We start from the raw sequence: 16,280 nt of genomic DNA on the forward strand, positions 1-16,280 counted from the left end.
CATCTCACCACCTCAGCGCCGCGCACATATTCTAACATAATTTCAATCAAAATTCAAATCAAAATAGAAAACAGTCCTGCATTTTTTTGCGGGCATTTGGATGGCAGAGGGAATAGGAAATATTCGATAAACTCAGACGGTGACTGTTGGGATTTTCAGATTCGACGGAAGTTTTTGGAAGATAGTGGTTGGCTAGGTAGGGCCTTATTATCTCAACTACTGAGCAGATATTTGCTGACTCATAAAACCAAGTATTTGTCCGCACTTTAAACCAACAAAAACCATACTAATTTGTCGCAGGTTCGGGAAAAGGCATCGTGGGATCTGCCACAGGGGGTGGTGAATCAGGTGCGATCGAACTATCTGAATTGTTGCCACTGCGGCTTGGTATGGCAGGCTCAGGCGATCGCTCGATCGGCGATGCTATTACTGGCGGCGCGGATTCCGACGACGGCCAGGTTTCAGCGCTAGCACTCCCAGGGGCCGGCGGGGCGGGTGTGGCGGGCGGTTCTGCTGGCAGGGGCGCAACTTCCGGTATCGGTGCGGCTTCAGGTTGGGGTTCGGGCTCGATTTCGGTTGGAGGCTCTGGAATGGGGGACTCAGAAGGCTCCTCTGCCTGTTCGGGCGTCGGCGATGGCTCAGGTTCCGCTTCGGGTTCGGGGGCGGGAGTTTCCTGGCTTGGAGGCTCAGAAGGTTCGGCGCTAGTTTCTGAGGGATCGTCGATCTGTTCGGGAACGTTGGTGCTGTCTAAGGGGGGTTTGGGGAGCTTGTTGAGTTCGATCGGGTAGAGAGGGCTGCTTTCGACAGACGGCTGCCCGAACATCGGCCCTGACAAATCGCGGGATTTGAGCAAATCTTCGAGAGATGGGAAGGATTCAATTTTGGGACGATTGCTGAGACTGGTGCTGTTGTAGTACCATGCTAGGTCAAAACCCATCCAGCCTGCAATTGCAGCCGTTACGACAAACGCCAGAAAAGTCAACTGCGGCGGGGGAGGTGCGGGCAATCTTAGACTTTGCTTGCCTTTTCTTTTTACTGATACTCGCTCTGTTTCTTGCAGCATGGTGAGCCAATTTTCGACTGTCTGAGGGCGGTTGTGGGGGTCGATTTCGAGTCCCTGAAGGATGGCTCGCTCGATTCCTGGGCTGAGGTTGGGCTGAAATTGCCGTAACTCAGTCAAGGGAATGCGATCGCGCAGGGGTGCTGCTACGGGCGCCACGCCGGAGAGTAAGTAGTAGAGGGTGGCTGCGATCGCGTAGATGTCAGTGGCCGGTGTACATTTACCGTCATGGAGGTATTGTTCGATCGGCGCGTACCCGGGCGAGAGCAAGTTAGTGTGGGTTTCTTTGGTGCCGGCGGTAAAGCTGCGGGCAATTCCGAAATCTATTAACATTACTACGTGAGAATCGGCTCGCCGGATAATATTTTCTGGATTGATATCTCCGTGCAGCAATCCGCTGTGGTGCACTGTACTTACGGCTGAGGCTATTTGCCGAATATAGTGCAGGGCCTGGGCTTCTGGCAGCGGCTGATCGGTTTCGACTATTTGGGCGAGAGTTTGGCCCGGAATGTAGTCCATTGCAATAAAAGACTGTCCGGCTTCTTCGAAAAAGTCGATTACCCTGACTATGTTGGAATGCTGACATCGCGACAGGCGTTGGGCTTCTGCAATAAACTGCTGCTGAAATTGGGCAGATTCTGGGTGTTGGCGCAGACTTTCGTTGAGGGTTTTGAGTACAACGGTTTGGTTTAAATGGGTGTGGATAGCTCGGTAAGTGATGCCGAACCATCCTATCCCTAAAGTCGCGTTAATTTTGTATTTGCCCTGTTGCAGGACTGTTGCTGGCGCTAAGTTCATCTTCAGTTGATGCCGTTTCCCAAACTATGCTACCGCCTTTGGGTTATTTCGCAGAATTAGGGGTGAGGTTCGATCGATGATCTGCGCCCTAGTTTGAGCTTTAGCTCTGCTATATCTTTAATCTTGGCATCCCCACGTCATTTTATCTGTAGTAGGTATTGTCAAACTTAACGCTCGCTCCGGCTTTCCAATAAAAATCCCGCTCTTGTGGAACGGGAAAGCCATCAGGGTGCATCTATAATATCTGACTCTAACTTATGGGGGGTACAACCCCTCATTGCTTTAGCAAGTCTTTAAAATTAGCCGATTTTTGTAAATATTTAGGTTTTAATGTTGACTTATGATCAACCTTATGATTCTCAAGATTGCCGGATGGCGATCTTGAGCTTGGGGAATTGACACTCTCAGGTCTGAAGAGACGCTGGATTCTTAAATAGAGGAGAATCTGACCTTCAAAGGCATTGTCGCAGATGCTTTTACCCGTGCGAGCGTGTTTCACCACCAGGCTTGTGTTCAAAATTACCAGAACACACCCGCGGTGTTTCGGGTTCATGTTTGCCTGAAGCTTGAACACAAACCCGGTGAATTCTGGGTAGGTGGCGAATACTTCACCTAAGCTGCTCTGGTAAGCTTCTGGCTTGACCGCGTAATCCATAAAGGATTGCAAGAAAAGTTCCACCCCAAAGTTATGCAAGGTTAGCACAGCGGCCATCATCAAAGGTAAACCAAGTATCGGCGACCTTAATCCCAACTGGTAGTAGCCTAGTTGGTTATAGACTAGGGGAGAGAGCAATTCTTGCAATCTGGCTGCGATCGCTTCAGTTGAGGCGAACCGGTACATTCCGATGGCGAATATGATCTGGATTTATAGTACGTCGTTTTCCCCTGTTGCTCCCAGAGTCACACCTTACAGACCAGATTACCTTTTTGGCTCAGATGAAGTTCAGGCGATCGGCATAAAATGACAAAGAGGCATCGTCTCGGGCTTAATCTTGAGACGGCAAATGGCTCAAACCTTGTAAATAAAAAGGCTGTAAGCATTCTCCAGACATTGGTAGCCCATAGCCCTCAATGCTTCAATCGCTGTTCGCGTTACACACCAAGGCCTGGAGGCAAGCTCAAGTTTCCCGAAGGGGGGAACTTGAGCTTAAGTTGTCACCAATTTGGTCTTCCTGGTAACGAGAAGCGATCAATTAGCAATTAGCAGCAATTAGTAATTACTTATTCTTTGGTTTGAAAATGTCTGTTAAACAATCACATTACGAGAATTTACTAGCAGAGTACAGCGAATCTTCGGCCGCGATCGCCCTGCTGAAAAAATATCGGGTTTACATGGAAATGATTCCGAGTATCCGCCGCGCCCATGAGAGTTTAATCACAATTCCTTTGCCAATTGCCCGCTTGCGGGACGGGGTTTCTTATGCCGGAAGCAGCGGCACTAGCATATCGCCCGGACAGGCAGTTTGTTTGCCCTGCGATTTGGCGATTTTGATGTGCGATCCTGAATGGAAAGTTAAAATTGGAGTGGAAATTTTGATTTTCATTCATCGTCCGGGCGAAGAGTTTTCTGAGTTGCTCGGCCGCTGGCGCCAGTCTCAGGTTTGGCTAGATAAAGGTTACGAATGGGTGATGCCACACCGCTACAGACATATTTACAGCGATGAAGCTGAGGCTGTTCATCCGCTATTTGTTTTGTTTGACGCAACGCCGGAACTGATTCAACGGGGTTTGATGGCGGCTGGTTTGCCGTTTGTGATGGAAAGTTTCGACTCTGGGATTGAGGAAGTAGAGGAGGAAGAGTTTCTGAGTAGCGGGGAACTAGGAAGTATCGGTGAAGATAATTTTGATTTGTAGGGTAGGTGCGATCGCACATAAGCTGTTGTGCCTTTGTAAACCAAGTATCTTACTGATGTCGGAAGGGAGACTCAGACAATCTAGAAAGTCTAATAGATGAGAGGATGAATGGAAATCACAAAAAAACCACAGATAAATATATAGAAATATTATTAAAAACTCTAGAGAGACCCTCAAAAATTAGGATATGATGAAAGGAAGATGGACAGCGCAGAGATTAGCAACATACTTAAAAAAATCCACAGTAATAAAATTAAGTGGAGTCCAACTTAGGAGGATATTAAAGCAAAAAAAGTATGTTTACCTCTGGGATAAGTATAGCCTGGAGTCCCAGAGAAATCCCGAAAAAAGAACAGCGTTTAAAATAAACATAGCCGAATATTTAAAAGTAGAAAAAGAAACCCCATAACGATTACAGGTCTGGTTTTGGGACGAGAGTGGATTGAGTTCAAGAGTCAACAGAAGAAAGAACGGGTTTCATTCAGTTGACAGTTGACAGTTGACAGCGACCTCTACCTAGAAGGAAGAGGATTGGAGTAATGAATAGTTTTCTTTTAATTTCTCGCCTTTAAGGGAGAGGCTTTAAACCAATTCTTTGTGGTAAAAAAGGCAGCATAAAAAAGGCCAGAGGAGACCGAAGAAAACGCAGACTTAATGTAATGGGAGGAGTGAGTAATTTAGATAAAAAAAGTTTGTAGAGTTTCTGAAAAAAAGCAATTTACATAATTTTTATAAATTTCTAAAAATCTTTTATGAAGAGCTAATTAATGAATGGGTATCAGCAGCTAATCAAACATCACAATTTGCTGAATAAGAAGCGAAAATAGTGATAGTTCTTGATAATGCTAGTTTTCACGATCAAGAAGAGTACCTGCAAAAAAATGAAACAGAAATGCCTAATCTCCATTTAGAATTTCTCCCAGAATACAGCCCCGACTATAGCTTAATTGAATTAGTATGACATTCGATAAAAGAATATATTGCCAATAGGCTATTTAAATCAATTGAAGAGCTAGAGTATTTATTGGATCGCCTCTTAAATGAAGGACAATTAATAATTAAATGGGCGCAAAATCAAAAACAAGGGTAATGCTTATATCACAGTTTAAATGTGCACAACAGCTTATTTACGTTCAATGAACTATGAAATCCTCCATTGTCTAGTTGAATTATATGCAAATCCTCTGGATAAGCGCTGGCAAATAGCTCTAAAAACTTCTCTAAACACACTGTGTCTAGATGCGTAAATTCATAAAATAATCCCTCTGGTGTTTGAGGTTTTACTAATCCATATAACCACCGATATACAAAGTCCCATTGCACTTTTCCGTGAGGCTTAATTCCTTTGCCAGTTAATTTCCTTATTTTAATTGTGTGTAGGCTCATTCGACTTTCGTTTTGACTCCAATAGCGAATTTTTTCCATTGATTTAAAAATGTCTCACTCTGACGAGCGGCTGGCTTTTACCAGGAATAGCAGCTTTTTTTCAATTCTTCTACTGCGCCTTTTTTCTGTTTTTTGCTCACGGGACGTGGTACTTTTAATTTTCCTCGATCGCCGATATCTAGCCCACTGATGTACTGTCTGATATGACACCTCTACTTCACAACAGATTGTCAAACATTGATGTACTTCTTTGTAGCTACTAAATCCTTCTGGTTGGAGCAATTCCTTTGATAATCTCTATACAGTTTCAGGATTCATTATTCTTGGTCTTCCCGAACGTGGTTTCTGAAATAATAATTCTTCTATTCCCCCCGCTCGATAGCTAGACAACCATCTTTGTATTGTGGTACGATGTTTTCATAACCGCACAGCAGCCGACAATACGGTTTCTACAGTTTGGGTCTTGAGCCAATACAGAACTTGCAGTTTTTGGTGGCGAGTCGCATCTTTACTCTTTCCGCAGAACCCCCTCGACTCTAGCGTGTCACGTCCGGTTCTGAAGTAGAGGTAGGTGTAGAAATGCCTCTCTCGACTCTAACAGCTAGCAGAAATTTTGCCGCTAACCGTCCCTGGGTGCAATTAATCGAATTAGAAGACGATCATTCTTTGGGAAATGTCCTAGGGGAAATTTGGGAAGCGATTCAAAAGTTTTGCCAATTCAAAAATTAAAATTTGACCAACTTGCAAGTGTCAACAATCAAATGACTGAACAAGATTCATCGACTCGCACCTTAGCCGTTGACATTGGCGGAAGCGGCATCAAAGTTATGGTTTTGAACGCTGAAGGTGAACCTCAGACGGAACGCAGCCGTTTAGAAACGCCTCAACCGCCGAAACCGGAACCGGTATTAGAGGCGATCGCCTCTTTAGCAAGCGCACAAGGAGAATTTGACCGAGTATCCGTCGGTTTTCCCGGCGTGGTTTGTCGCGGAATCACCAAAACCGCAGTAAATTTAGATCCGTCTTGGGTCGATTTTGACCTAGCAACTACCCTCAAAGACCGTTTGGGAAAACCTGTACGAGTGGCGAATGATGCCGACATTCAAGGATTGGGATCGATCGCTGGGACGGGCGTAGAATTAGTAATTACCCTCGGCACCGGTTTCGGTTCTTCCTTATTTGTCGATGGTATTTTGGTGCCAAATCTAGAGTTAGGACATCACCCGTTTCGCAAAGGGGAAACTTACGAACAGCAATTAGGGCGATCGGCATTAGATGCAGTCGGCACCAAAAGATGGAATCGCCGTCTGGAAAAAGCGCTGGTATGTCTGCAAAATATGTTTAACTGCGATCGGCTTTACATCGGTGGCGGCAATACAAAAAAAATTGCTTTTGATTTACCGCCGCAGGCTAAAATAGTACCGAATGTCAGCGGTTTGTTGGGCGGGATCGCTTTGTGGCGCGATTTAAATAATCATTAGTCATTAGTCAGTAGGGGCGGTGCCCCCGTGCCCGCCCTCCTGCCGTCATTAGTCATTAGTCATTAGTCATTAGTCATTAGTCATTAGTTATTTGTAAGAATGAAGAATTTACCAACTAGATATTAGAGATTAATGACTAATAACCCTAATAGTGTAAAACTAAATCGTAATTAGACCATCTACAATCTCAAAGCTGAAATCATACTATGCTGCCTTTTATCCGCCAAGACTTAGCCGAACTTACCGCCTACACTCCCCATCCGGGTGGCGCATCAACAGAATCAGCGCACTCGGAAATTGTAATCGATCGCCTAGACACCAACGAATGCCCCTACGACTTACCAGAAGAATTAAAACAAAAGCTAGCTTGGACTTACCAGCAGTTAATTGAAACAAATCGCTATCCCGACGGAGGCCACGCAGCACTCAAAGAGGCGATCGCCCAATACGTCAACGAATCCCTAAATGTCTCCCCCCTTAACCAGGGTGTTCTCCTAAATATCTCCCCCCTTAACAAAGGGGGGCAAGGGGGAGTTACACGGCCCAAAAATGCCATTACAGCCGACAATATCTCTGTCGGAAACGGTTCCGACGAACTAATTAGATCGCTCTTAATTGCAACCTGTCTGGGTGGCCAAGGCTCAATTTTAGTCGCCAATCCCACCTTTTCGATGTATGGCATTATCGCGCAAACCCTCGGTATTCCCGCTGTCAGTGTTGCGCGAAAAGAGGATAATTTTGCGATCGATCTAGAAGCAGCAAAAAGGGTGATCCTCTCCGTTGGCGCAGCCCCCGTAGGGGCGGGCTGCGCTAACGCCCAAAATCAAAATCCCCCCGTGCGCGCCGTCTTTGTCGTCCATCCCAATTCCCCCACAGCCAATGCTTTGACACCAGATGAGGTGGATTGGTTAGAAACATTACCGCCCGATATTTTAGTAGTAATTGACGAAGCTTATTTTGAATTCAGCCAAAATACCTTAGCAGACAGATTGCACCAACACCCGAACTGGGTAATTTTGCGAACATTTTCCAAAGCATTTCGACTAGCATCAATGAGAGTCGGATATGCGATCGCCCATCCCGAATTCACAGCCGCCTTAGAAAAAATCCGCCTACCCTACAACCTCCCCAGTTTATCGCAAACCGCAGCCGAATTCGCCCTAGCCCAGCGACAGCTACTGCTAGCAGTAGTTCCCGAAATTATAGCGGAAAGAGCCAAATTAATTGCAGCGCTAACTCAGCAGCCAAAATTGCAAGTTTGGCCCAGTGCAGCAAACTTTGTTTACCTGCGGGTGAAAGCCGGTGAGGGTAAATCGGCAGAACAGGAACAGCAACAAATCATGCAGCAGCTAAAAGCTAGAGGTACTTTGATTCGGCACACAGGCGGAGGTTTGCGAATTACGGTAGGGAGTCCCGATGAAAATCAGCGAACTTGCGATCGCATTGGAGAAATTTTTGACAACTCATAATATTCGGTATCCAGTTTTTGCTTAACACAAAAATAACTTTGGAGAAGATATATATGCTTAAAGGAAAGGTTTTACGGGTTGCTCGTCCAACTGATTGCCTCGATCAAGTTGTTCATTTCTACACAGAGGGTTTAGGGCTGCAAATCCTCGATAGTTTTGAAAACCATGAAGGTTTTGACGGAGTAATGGTTGGGATGCCAGGAGAAAGCCACCACCTTGAATTCATCCATCAACGGGGACATATTGTAGGTGGCGCTCCAACTCAAGACAATATTATCGTCTTTTACCTTCCTAACCAACAAGAATGGCAGCAGGCTGTTGAGCGAATGAAAGCAATTGGATTTGAGCCTGTAAACTCATACAATCCCTACTGGGACAAAAATGGAGTGACTTTTGAAGACCCAGATGGCTATCGAGTCGTTTTGCAGAATGCCGAGTGGAGCTTGTAGCAGCGCGATCGCCCGCCACATAAAATATCTATAGCGGTTCTCAAGCGTGGTGAGGATAAGCCCATAGCCCATAGCCCATAGCCCATAGCCCATAGCCTTATGCCGTTCGCGTACCTAATATGAGATATCGAAAGGCTATACACCAATTTATAACTAATCATTTTCTTGTCGGGCCGCGCGAATAGTTTTGGGAAATACGCCTACTAAAAGTGCCAAAGGTTCATCGGGAATTTGTGCCACTGTTTCCCCATCAAAATATTGTTCAAACTGAGTTAAAATCATTTGTGCCCGTTCCAAAGCTACAGGCTTTGCCGTTAACTGTTCCGTTAAACGCACCCAATGCCGCCGAATTTCAAAAGCTTTCTGTTTTTCTTCGGGAGATTGAGGACAAACCAAACAAAAATCCCCCACCGGAATCGCCCGCACAGAGTCAACATCAAAAGCACCGCCAACCGCAGCCCCCGGCCCGGCAAACTCTGCGTGAAAGCGTTTAATCAAAATTAGACCGTTCCGGCGACGGCTATCTACCATCAACAGCTTGCCGCTGTTGATTTCTGCGAGAATGTCAGAGGGGTTGGTGTACTCAGTCAAATCTGTGCCAAGGTTTCAATGTCGCAAATCCGGGTCTGCACAAAGGCAGATGCGGACAATAGCGTTAGAGTTAAAATCAGAGCTGGATGAAATCTCAAATCTGCGATCGTCCAGCGATCGAGATTATTCATTTAAACTTATAAATCAATACTGTCACAAGGTGGTAGCTTGAGCGCGATCGAATATCAAATGCAGGTAAAACAAGTAGTAGACACCCTGAAAGCGGATCTCCCGACGCTGTTTGAGAAAGACATCTCCTACGACATATACACAAAAGCCATCTATTTTCAAGATCCCGTCAACAAATTTAAAGGAAAAATCAACTACCGCATTATCTTTTGGACTTTGCGATTTCACGGGCAGCTATTTTTTAACGAGATTTACTTCGACCTCCACGACGTAAGTCAGACAGCCCCTGATACTATTGTGGCAAATTGGACTGTGCGCGGGACGCTGCGCGTACCCTGGAAAGCTCAAATTTTCTTTAACGGCTACTCTACCTACAAAATGGATGAGGACAGCTTGATTTACCAACATATCGACACTTGGGACAGAAAACCCGGAGAAATTTTAAAGCAGTTTTTGGGCAAGGGAACAGTTTTACTCAAATAGTAGCAGGGGACTGCACGTAAACCGTAGGATTTTCCATCGTAAACACAATACCGTGGACTGCAAGAGATTTAGCAATTTGAACGCTTGCTAACTCTAGTAGGCGTTTACGCACCTCAACCGCATTATCCTGAGAACCTAAAATTGCCAAACTTACCCTCAATCTTTTTCCCGATCCATTTGCGAGAGCAATATTTGTGCTGTTAGCATCAATTCCTGATAGGAAAGCAGTTTTTTCCATTATAGCTTGCTGCACTAGGGCGTATTCTCGTTCTCCTAAAACACTCGCAAAGTCCATATACAGTAACACCATAATTTTTTTGGCAAGAGTAACGTTTTCAATTTCTACGCTGACTAAGATAGAATTTGGCATCACAATAATTGTACCCGTGCCAAGGGAACGAATTTTTGTCGATCGCAAGCCAATACTTTCTACTTTCCCCAACTCTCCAGCGGGTAGACGGATATAGTCACCAGTAACAAAAGGACGATCTAAATACAATACTAAAGTAGCAATGAGTTGTTCGAGAATTTTTTGGGCAGCAAAAGCGACGGCCAAACCAACTAACCCCAAACTAGCAACCAAGCCAATCAAGTCAAAGTTTACGCTGCGGGCAAATGTCACCAGTGCTACAATAAAGATAAAGATATTCAACACGGTCTCAAATACCAGAATTGCATCATCGCTACTGGGATTAAATTTACCCCCAAACTTGAATCCATAGGTACGCAGGTAGCGGCTAGTAAGTTTTGTAGATAACCAATACAAACAGCCAACTACAAATAGATTAGCAATCGGTTTGAGCAGGCCGTAAACAACTGGTACTAATGTTTCGAGTAAGTTCAGAGACCAACTTATAGAAATACAGAGGACTGAAAATTGCACGAGGCGATCGCTGGGTTGAATAATTGCCAGATAAATATTTTCTGCTGATTGGATATCTAGCTTTTTGATGGCAAATCTCAATAAAGCTGGAGCGTAATGGCTAAATACAAAAGAGCCTCCTAATGCTCCCAAAAATATTAGCCACTGGGGCTGAGAAAATGGGGAAACAATCTGATAACGAATAGTGCGTAATACCGGAAACCATTCCGAACTCACTAGGGTGATCGCTATCCAGGCAGAACCAAAAATAATATTGGTAAAAATTCCCGTTTCCCACTTAGCTAGTTTGGCTACAATTGCCACTAAAAACCGCAACAGGATAATAATTCCTATGCCAATTAAAATCCACAGAGCTCTCTGCAAAACGTATTTTGAAGTTCGTTCTTTTTTAGCTTTAGCTACCGCTTTTTCTAAAACATTTTGCCATTGTTTAGCTTGTTGAGATAAAGAAAAATTTGGTAGAACATCGTTGGCTGTAACTGTCAACAGGTAATTGTTGTTCAAAGAAATTGAGGTAGCACTTGTATTGGAGTCATTACGCACATCAAAAGTTATGACTTTCTGGTTAGAGATTGCCTCAGCCAGTAAATCGTTGGCAAATTGGGTACGTTCCAATGCTGTAAACCTATCGACAGGTTGCAAATAAAACAGCGGAATTCCATCAACTACTACGGGAGAACGAGGGCCACCAACACTTTGAGCAAAACTCATCGGAGTGGCGAACAGCAACCAGCAGATCGTAAATAAAAATATCAGTTTAATTTGCTGCTTAAATAGCGATTGGAGCATCCACATAAATCGTTGGTTGGTTAATGGTAAAAGAAATATCATGCTTTTGCAGTTGTTTAGTAATTTGTTGGGTAGCCAAATCGAGCAATTGCCGCCTCAGTTCCATAGATAATTCATTAGCACCCAGAATAAAAAAAGAAATTTGGGCGCGATCGTCACTGAAGGAAACTTCTGTGCTGCGCCAGTCTAAACCAAAAATGTCCACCGTGCTGTCCATCACGGTTTGGCGGATTAGTGCTTGTTTGTCCGCAGGTACCTGTTCGGGAAACTCTAGCATCATGACAGACATAACTTTCTTTGCGCCGGTAAAGTTCTCGATGGTAGCTTGAGTCAAGGAATTATTAGGAATAACTGTGAGAGTGCCTTTACCGGAGATGCGAATTCTGGTCGATCTTAAGCCAATACTTTCTACTCTGCCAAAAGTACCTTGTTTGCCTTGCTGCCCATCTCCTAAACCAATATAGTCGCCAACTGTAAAAGGGCGATCGAGAGTTAAAACAATCCCTCCCAAAAGTTGTTCTAGAGTCTTTTGAGCGGCAAAGGCAAAAGCAATACCGCCAATCCCCAAGCTAGTAAGTATCCCGGCAACGTTGATGTTGTGGCTAATACAAAAAACTAAAATTAACGTGATAGCGATCGCAAATTCTCCGAGATAGCGAATCAAAAAAATAGACTCGCCTCTTACTTTAGGATTGGACTCAAAAGTAACGCCTATAATTGTGGTATTAAAAAAGTCTCGAAATAGACTCCACAGCAACCAACCGCAAAAAAAAGTGATGCCCGCACTCAGGCAAAATTCCATAAATTTCAGCCATTCAGTGCGAGGGAGCAGAAGCAACATCACTTCCATCGCCGACAGAGTGAATAACGTTAAAATTATGTTTTTAGAGGCAAGGAATACACGAATATAAGCCTGTGTCAATAAATTGGGAGCAAACCCATTTAAGGCTACACTCAAGGCAGGAACCGCCACCATTCCTGCTAATCCGCCAATCCCTCCTGCTATCAAAATTACAGTAATTTGCAGGAAGCGATCGCCATTATCTAAAGGCAGTTGTGCGAGCATAAATAGCGCATCGATTGTTTTTATCATGGCAAAGTTAAGTGCTAGATTTGAAATCAAAGATTGTATTAGTTATAGCGTTGTTGTTCTGCATAGCCGAGATTATTTCTGGATGGTTGAGTTATTTTCCGACTTGAGTAAAGTTTTGCGTAAGGTTGCCTCTAGTTCCGGTGACAAAGCCAAAGGGATGCTCCCGGAGCGGACGTGCAAATCTCGTTGAGGAAACGGAATTTCGATTTCATGCTCTCGAAACAGTTCTTCAATACGGAAAAATAAATCACTCTTGACGCGATACTGTGCGATGGGTTCAACAATCCAAACCCGCAGCTCAAAATCCAAGGAACTATCACCAAAACCCAAGAAAAAAACAATCGGTTCTGGAGTCTTCAAGACATCAGAATGTCCCCTACCAGCTTTTAGCAGTGCCTCCTTAACTTGATTGATATCACAGCCGTAGGCAACACCAACTGGAATTCTTATCCGCGACACAGAATTCTCATAATTCCAGTTAGTTACATCATCCTCTAAGAAACGAGAATTGGGCAAAATAATCGAAACTTGATCTAGGTTGCGAAGCACTGTACTGCGAGCGCCAATACGGATCACAGTGCCTTCAATTTTACCGACATTCACAAAGTCGCCTACCCGAATCGGACGTTCAAAGAGCAAAATCAGACCGCTACCAAAGTTTTTAGCGATATCCTGAAATCCAAAACCGATACCAACTCCTAATGCACTAAAGATAATTGTTAGAGAACTCAGGTCAATTCCCCATATTTGCATCAGAACGATGGTTCCTATAACAACCAGCAAATATTTGGCAATCACGGCAACGGCTTCTTGACTACCTCGACTGATGCGGGTGACTTCCAAAATTCGCAGTTTAAATATTTTAGAAATAACCCCGCTAAGGACAACCCATCCCAGGATTAGAGCAGCTAGAATTAGCAGATCGGTGACTGAGTAATTGTTGCGTCCTACAGACAGGGCTTTAGATGTGAAAGTGCTGACTAAACTGCTGGTGAGCGTGTAACTCCAAATCCGAGTTACCGGAAACAGATTGGTAATGTAAAGGGCAGTGACAATCCAAAGCGCAACCCTTGCGAAAAACAGAGTTAAGTTAAATAATAAGTTCAGAGCTTTGGGCGAATCATTAACCCCAACTTCTTCGTTTGATGGTTCGACAAATCGCTGGATTGCAGCTTGTCTGGCCGATCGCCACAGCCATCCCAATGCTTTGTTGAGGGCGATCGCCAGCCCTACAGTCACCGCCGCCAGCAGCAGCATATTTTTCATAAATCCGGCGCTTCTTTCATTTTGAGCTTGCTGCAAAGCTTGACTGAGTTGTTCTGCCCAAAGATTAGCTTGTTCGGCGGGCGTGCGATTTTCTTGCACATCGGATTGAGTGACTGTCAGCAAGTATTTGCCATTAACCAGAATGGTGGGGTACCGATCGCGAAATTCAGTTGTAACTTGAATGGTTTCTTGAGATTGCTCAATTTGTTTTAGTCGCAAATTGAGCAAATCGGCTCGTTCGGCGGCCGTCAACGAGTCAGCATCACTGACTCTAAAAACTGGACGACCATCTACCACAACAGATGTCGCCGTCCTCGCTGCTTGAACGGGTAAAGCCTGCAAAACTAAGCTCAGCGCTAAGGCTGTGATGATTCCCAGTATTTGGTAACGAACAAATGAAGATTTCCGGCGATTTAACATATTTTACCAATTTCAATGCACTCCTCATATTCCGCGATCGCTATGCCTCTAATAGACCTCCACCGCAAAGCAAGTTTTTGAACAAGCAGGATGCCCGTTCTACAAGAATCGTTAGAGAGGTCTCAGGGAATTGCAAACTGGATATTGATGACAAAGCCCAATAAGTGCAACCATCAGAAGGATTAACGGTGCGGCAGTGCTTGAGGAATACTTTGCCAGCGCACTTTGGTACTTGATACTCAGATTACTTTTGCATTATAACGGCTTAAACTGATTGAGTTACCCGTTCAGTTCCCTTAACACTGTTAGACAATGCTCGAAAGGACTGAAGTCCGAACGATCAAACTTGATGGAAAGGATTGAAGTCCGAACGATCGAACTTGATGGAAAGGATTGAAGTCCGAACGATCGAACTTGCTCGAAATGTTTAAGTATTAGTTTGAATCTATTCTGCGGCGGCATTTGGGAAGTCTCCAAAATCTAGAAAAAAACGTCGCACTCTATAATTAATCCCCTATATTCTCAACTCCCAAAAACAGAGACAGTTCTTGATTTAAGCGACCCGATCGCACAAACTCAGCATAGGTGTCAGCTTCGATCGCCAGCAACTCCGCTCTAACTTGCTCAGCAATAAACGTGCTGAGATCGGGATATTCATCTTGAAGCCGATCAACCTCTGCCTCAATCCTCGTTAACTCCCCCTTAAGCAGGGATTCTTGATACTCATAAAACTCCCGATCGACCCCCGGCTGGTCTTCCATCTCAGCCAACCGTTGCAACACCCTACCCAAAGCCGCCCGACGGGCGATCGCCTCCAAATACTCCCCGCGCATCGGCCCATCCCCCAGCAGATCCAGTTTTTTCAGAACAGGCTGAATAGTCAGTCCCTGCACCAATAAAGTAAACAACACCGTCCCAAAAACCGTCGCAATCACCACCTCCCGGCCCGGTAAACCTTCAGGTACGCTCAAAGCCAAAGCCACCGACACCGCACCCCGCAGCCCTCCCCACCACAGCACCGTTTGCTCCTGCAGCGGAATGGCGGATGCGGCAAAACGGTTGCTGAGACTTCCCAGTCCGTAAATGGCGATCGCCCGCGTTACAATCACCGCCACAATCGTCACCGCGATCGCATCCAAATTTTCGCCCAAACTCCCAAACCGAATCTGATCGCCAATCAGTAAAAACACAATCGAATTTACAAAAAAAGCTAAAAATTCCCAAAACTCACTCACAATAATCCGAGTGCGAGGATTCATCCCGATGCGAGAACCAAAATTGCCCAAAATTAGCCCAGTCGTGACCACCCCAATCACCCCCGAACCCCCCAAATCCTCCGCAATCAAATAAGTACCGTAGGCCGAAACCAACGTCAGAGACTGCTCCACCAGAGGCAAATCGAACCGCTGCGTCAGATAAGAAATCGCAAACCCGATCAGCCCGCCAACCCCCAGCCCAATCCCCACCACCGTTATCAACTCCAGCACAATCGGCCCCGGCGATAACTTAGCAGTTCCCTGAGCAAAAGCAGCCAGAAATCCAAACGCCACAACTGCCATTCCGTCATTAAACAAACTTTCGCCTTCCATCAAAGTGCTGAGACGCTTCTCAACCCCCAACTCCCGAAACAAAGCCGTCACCGAAACCGGATCGGTAGCTGAAAGGGTAGCCCCAATCATCAGCGCAGTTCCCAAAGAAAGACCGGCAAATTGATTCAAACCAATTGCCACACCCGCAATGGAAATCAGCACACCGAAAACAGCATAAAGACAAATAGGAATTAAATCCTGTTTTAAACTCGACCACTTCAAATTCCAAGCAGCTTCAAACAGCAGCGGCGGCAGAAAAATCAACAGAATCAATTCAGGCGAAAGATTCACCAACCGCACATCGACCAAAGCCAGTCCTGCTCCCACAATTACTAGCAGCAGCGTATAGGGAATTCGGCGCAACCAACTAACAATTTGTGGCAGAGTTGCCACACTCAAAGAAACTGAAAGAACCAGTAAAAATTGCTTCAGATTGTCTTCAATCGCCACTTCTTGTAGACTCGTTTCTATCATTTTAAAATTTTCCTATTTGTAATTATCGGATTGCACAGACAGATTGGTTCGTAGTGCGGAATGCGA

The 16,280-nt window shown here is 45.0% G+C and carries 16 protein-coding genes; 8 read left to right on the top strand and 8 right to left on the bottom strand.

The features are described from left to right. Nucleotides 1-286: 286 nt before the first annotated feature. Nucleotides 287-1,858, bottom strand: a complete 1,572-nt coding sequence (locus QUA58_RS16970) for a serine/threonine-protein kinase (protein WP_333252213.1) — start codon at nt 1,856-1,858, stop codon at nt 287-289. Between the two features lie 274 nt (nt 1,859-2,132). Further along, complete coding sequence (locus QUA58_RS16975) at nt 2,133-2,660, bottom strand: hypothetical protein (RefSeq protein ID WP_333252271.1); 528 nt, start codon at nt 2,658-2,660, stop codon at nt 2,133-2,135. A 437-nt stretch (nt 2,661-3,097) separates the two neighbouring features. On the opposite strand from QUA58_RS16975, the gene QUA58_RS16980 reads away from it, so the two are divergent. The 3 genes from QUA58_RS16980 (at nt 3,098) to QUA58_RS16990 (ending at nt 4,673) form a co-directional block, all read left to right on the top strand. Beyond that, nucleotides 3,098-3,712: a hypothetical protein gene (locus tag QUA58_RS16980; protein ID WP_333252214.1), complete on the top strand. Its 615-nt coding sequence runs from the start codon at nt 3,098-3,100 to the stop codon at nt 3,710-3,712. Between the two features lie 187 nt (nt 3,713-3,899). Beyond that, complete coding sequence (locus tag QUA58_RS16985) at nt 3,900-4,121, top strand: winged helix-turn-helix domain-containing protein (RefSeq protein ID WP_333252215.1); 222 nt, start codon at nt 3,900-3,902, stop codon at nt 4,119-4,121. 417 nt (nt 4,122-4,538) lie between these two features. Continuing rightward, nucleotides 4,539-4,673 (top strand): transposase, encoded by a 135-nt coding sequence (locus QUA58_RS16990; RefSeq protein ID WP_333252216.1) that lies wholly within the window; start codon nt 4,539-4,541, stop codon nt 4,671-4,673. 722 nt (nt 4,674-5,395) lie between these two features. Here QUA58_RS16990 and QUA58_RS31570 read toward each other — a convergent pair. Next, entirely contained in the window at nt 5,396-5,500 is a 105-nt protein-coding gene (locus tag QUA58_RS31570) for a hypothetical protein (RefSeq protein ID WP_445243675.1), read from the bottom strand. A 177-nt stretch (nt 5,501-5,677) separates the two neighbouring features. Between QUA58_RS31570 and QUA58_RS16995 the strand changes: the two genes are divergently transcribed. From QUA58_RS16995 to QUA58_RS17010, 4 genes are all read left to right on the top strand, one after another. Then, the gene (locus QUA58_RS16995) at nt 5,678-5,827 is read left to right on the top strand and encodes a hypothetical protein (protein ID WP_333252217.1); all 150 of its coding nucleotides are present in this window, start codon (nt 5,678-5,680) and stop codon (nt 5,825-5,827) included. Between the two features lie 32 nt (nt 5,828-5,859). Further along, nucleotides 5,860-6,579 (top strand): ROK family protein, encoded by a 720-nt coding sequence (locus tag QUA58_RS17000; RefSeq protein WP_333252218.1) that lies wholly within the window; start codon nt 5,860-5,862, stop codon nt 6,577-6,579. Nucleotides 6,580-6,785: 206 nt separating this feature from the next. After that, nucleotides 6,786-8,048 carry a histidinol-phosphate transaminase gene (locus tag QUA58_RS17005; RefSeq protein ID WP_333394975.1) on the top strand — a complete coding sequence of 421 codons (1,263 nt, stop codon included), beginning with the start codon at nt 6,786-6,788 and terminating at the stop codon, nt 8,046-8,048. Between the two features lie 53 nt (nt 8,049-8,101). Further along, nucleotides 8,102-8,497 carry a VOC family protein gene (locus QUA58_RS17010; RefSeq protein WP_265237708.1) on the top strand — a complete coding sequence of 132 codons (396 nt, stop codon included), beginning with the start codon at nt 8,102-8,104 and terminating at the stop codon, nt 8,495-8,497. Nucleotides 8,498-8,650: 153 nt separating this feature from the next. Here the strand turns inward: QUA58_RS17010 and QUA58_RS17015 are convergent, their stop codons facing one another. Next, a complete protein-coding gene (locus QUA58_RS17015; RefSeq protein WP_333252220.1) occupies nt 8,651-9,088 on the bottom strand; it encodes a hypothetical protein in 438 nt (145 codons plus the stop codon). 189 nt (nt 9,089-9,277) lie between these two features. Here QUA58_RS17015 and QUA58_RS17020 point away from each other — a divergent pair, with 189 nt between their 5' ends. Beyond that, nucleotides 9,278-9,700 carry a DUF2358 domain-containing protein gene (locus tag QUA58_RS17020; protein WP_333252269.1) on the top strand — a complete coding sequence of 141 codons (423 nt, stop codon included), beginning with the start codon at nt 9,278-9,280 and terminating at the stop codon, nt 9,698-9,700. Here the strand turns inward: QUA58_RS17020 and QUA58_RS17025 are convergent. From QUA58_RS17025 to QUA58_RS17040, 4 genes are all read right to left on the bottom strand, one after another. Further along, nucleotides 9,693-11,372 carry a mechanosensitive ion channel domain-containing protein gene (locus QUA58_RS17025; RefSeq protein WP_333394976.1) on the bottom strand — a complete coding sequence of 560 codons (1,680 nt, stop codon included), beginning with the start codon at nt 11,370-11,372 and terminating at the stop codon, nt 9,693-9,695. The two genes, QUA58_RS17020 and QUA58_RS17025, sit on opposite strands and share 8 nt — an antisense overlap. Continuing rightward, nucleotides 11,353-12,465: a mechanosensitive ion channel domain-containing protein gene (locus QUA58_RS17030; protein WP_333394977.1), complete on the bottom strand. Its 1,113-nt coding sequence runs from the start codon at nt 12,463-12,465 to the stop codon at nt 11,353-11,355. Before QUA58_RS17030 ends, QUA58_RS17025 begins: the two co-directional genes overlap by 20 nt. Before the next feature lie 72 nt (nt 12,466-12,537). After that, on the bottom strand, nt 12,538-14,151 hold the full coding sequence (locus QUA58_RS17035; RefSeq protein WP_333394978.1) for a mechanosensitive ion channel domain-containing protein: 1,614 nt from the start codon (nt 14,149-14,151) through the stop codon (nt 12,538-12,540). A gap of 506 nt (nt 14,152-14,657) precedes the next feature. Further along, nucleotides 14,658-16,214 carry a sodium:proton antiporter gene (locus tag QUA58_RS17040; RefSeq protein ID WP_333394979.1) on the bottom strand — a complete coding sequence of 519 codons (1,557 nt, stop codon included), beginning with the start codon at nt 16,212-16,214 and terminating at the stop codon, nt 14,658-14,660. Between the last annotated feature and the right edge of the window lie 66 nt (nt 16,215-16,280).

The sequence above is a fragment of the Microcoleus sp. N9_A1 genome, from assembly GCF_036701795.1.
Taxonomy (GTDB): domain Bacteria; phylum Cyanobacteriota; class Cyanobacteriia; order Cyanobacteriales; family Microcoleaceae; genus Microcoleus.

Bases quoted from the DNA above. Each gene is read 5' to 3' on its own strand.
- QUA58_RS17030 (WP_333394977.1), bottom strand. From the start codon at position 12,465: ATGATAAAAACAATCGATGCGCTATTTATGCTCGCACAACTGCCTTTA.
- QUA58_RS16980 (WP_333252214.1), top strand. From the start codon at position 3,098: ATGTCTGTTAAACAATCACATTACGAGAATTTACTAGCAGAGTACAGC.
- QUA58_RS17010 (WP_265237708.1), top strand. From the start codon at position 8,102: ATGCTTAAAGGAAAGGTTTTACGGGTTGCTCGTCCAACTGATTGCCTC.
- QUA58_RS17025 (WP_333394976.1), bottom strand. From the start codon at position 11,372: ATGCTCCAATCGCTATTTAAGCAGCAAATTAAACTGATATTTTTATTT.
- QUA58_RS17040 (WP_333394979.1), bottom strand. From the start codon at position 16,214: ATGATAGAAACGAGTCTACAAGAAGTGGCGATTGAAGACAATCTGAAG.
- QUA58_RS17020 (WP_333252269.1), top strand. From the start codon at position 9,278: ATGCAGGTAAAACAAGTAGTAGACACCCTGAAAGCGGATCTCCCGACG.
- QUA58_RS16985 (WP_333252215.1), top strand. From the start codon at position 3,900: ATGATGAAAGGAAGATGGACAGCGCAGAGATTAGCAACATACTTAAAA.
- QUA58_RS16995 (WP_333252217.1), top strand. From the start codon at position 5,678: ATGCCTCTCTCGACTCTAACAGCTAGCAGAAATTTTGCCGCTAACCGT.
- QUA58_RS16970 (WP_333252213.1), bottom strand. From the start codon at position 1,858: ATGAACTTAGCGCCAGCAACAGTCCTGCAACAGGGCAAATACAAAATT.
- QUA58_RS17000 (WP_333252218.1), top strand. From the start codon at position 5,860: ATGACTGAACAAGATTCATCGACTCGCACCTTAGCCGTTGACATTGGC.
- QUA58_RS17035 (WP_333394978.1), bottom strand. From the start codon at position 14,151: ATGTTAAATCGCCGGAAATCTTCATTTGTTCGTTACCAAATACTGGGA.
- QUA58_RS17005 (WP_333394975.1), top strand. From the start codon at position 6,786: ATGCTGCCTTTTATCCGCCAAGACTTAGCCGAACTTACCGCCTACACT.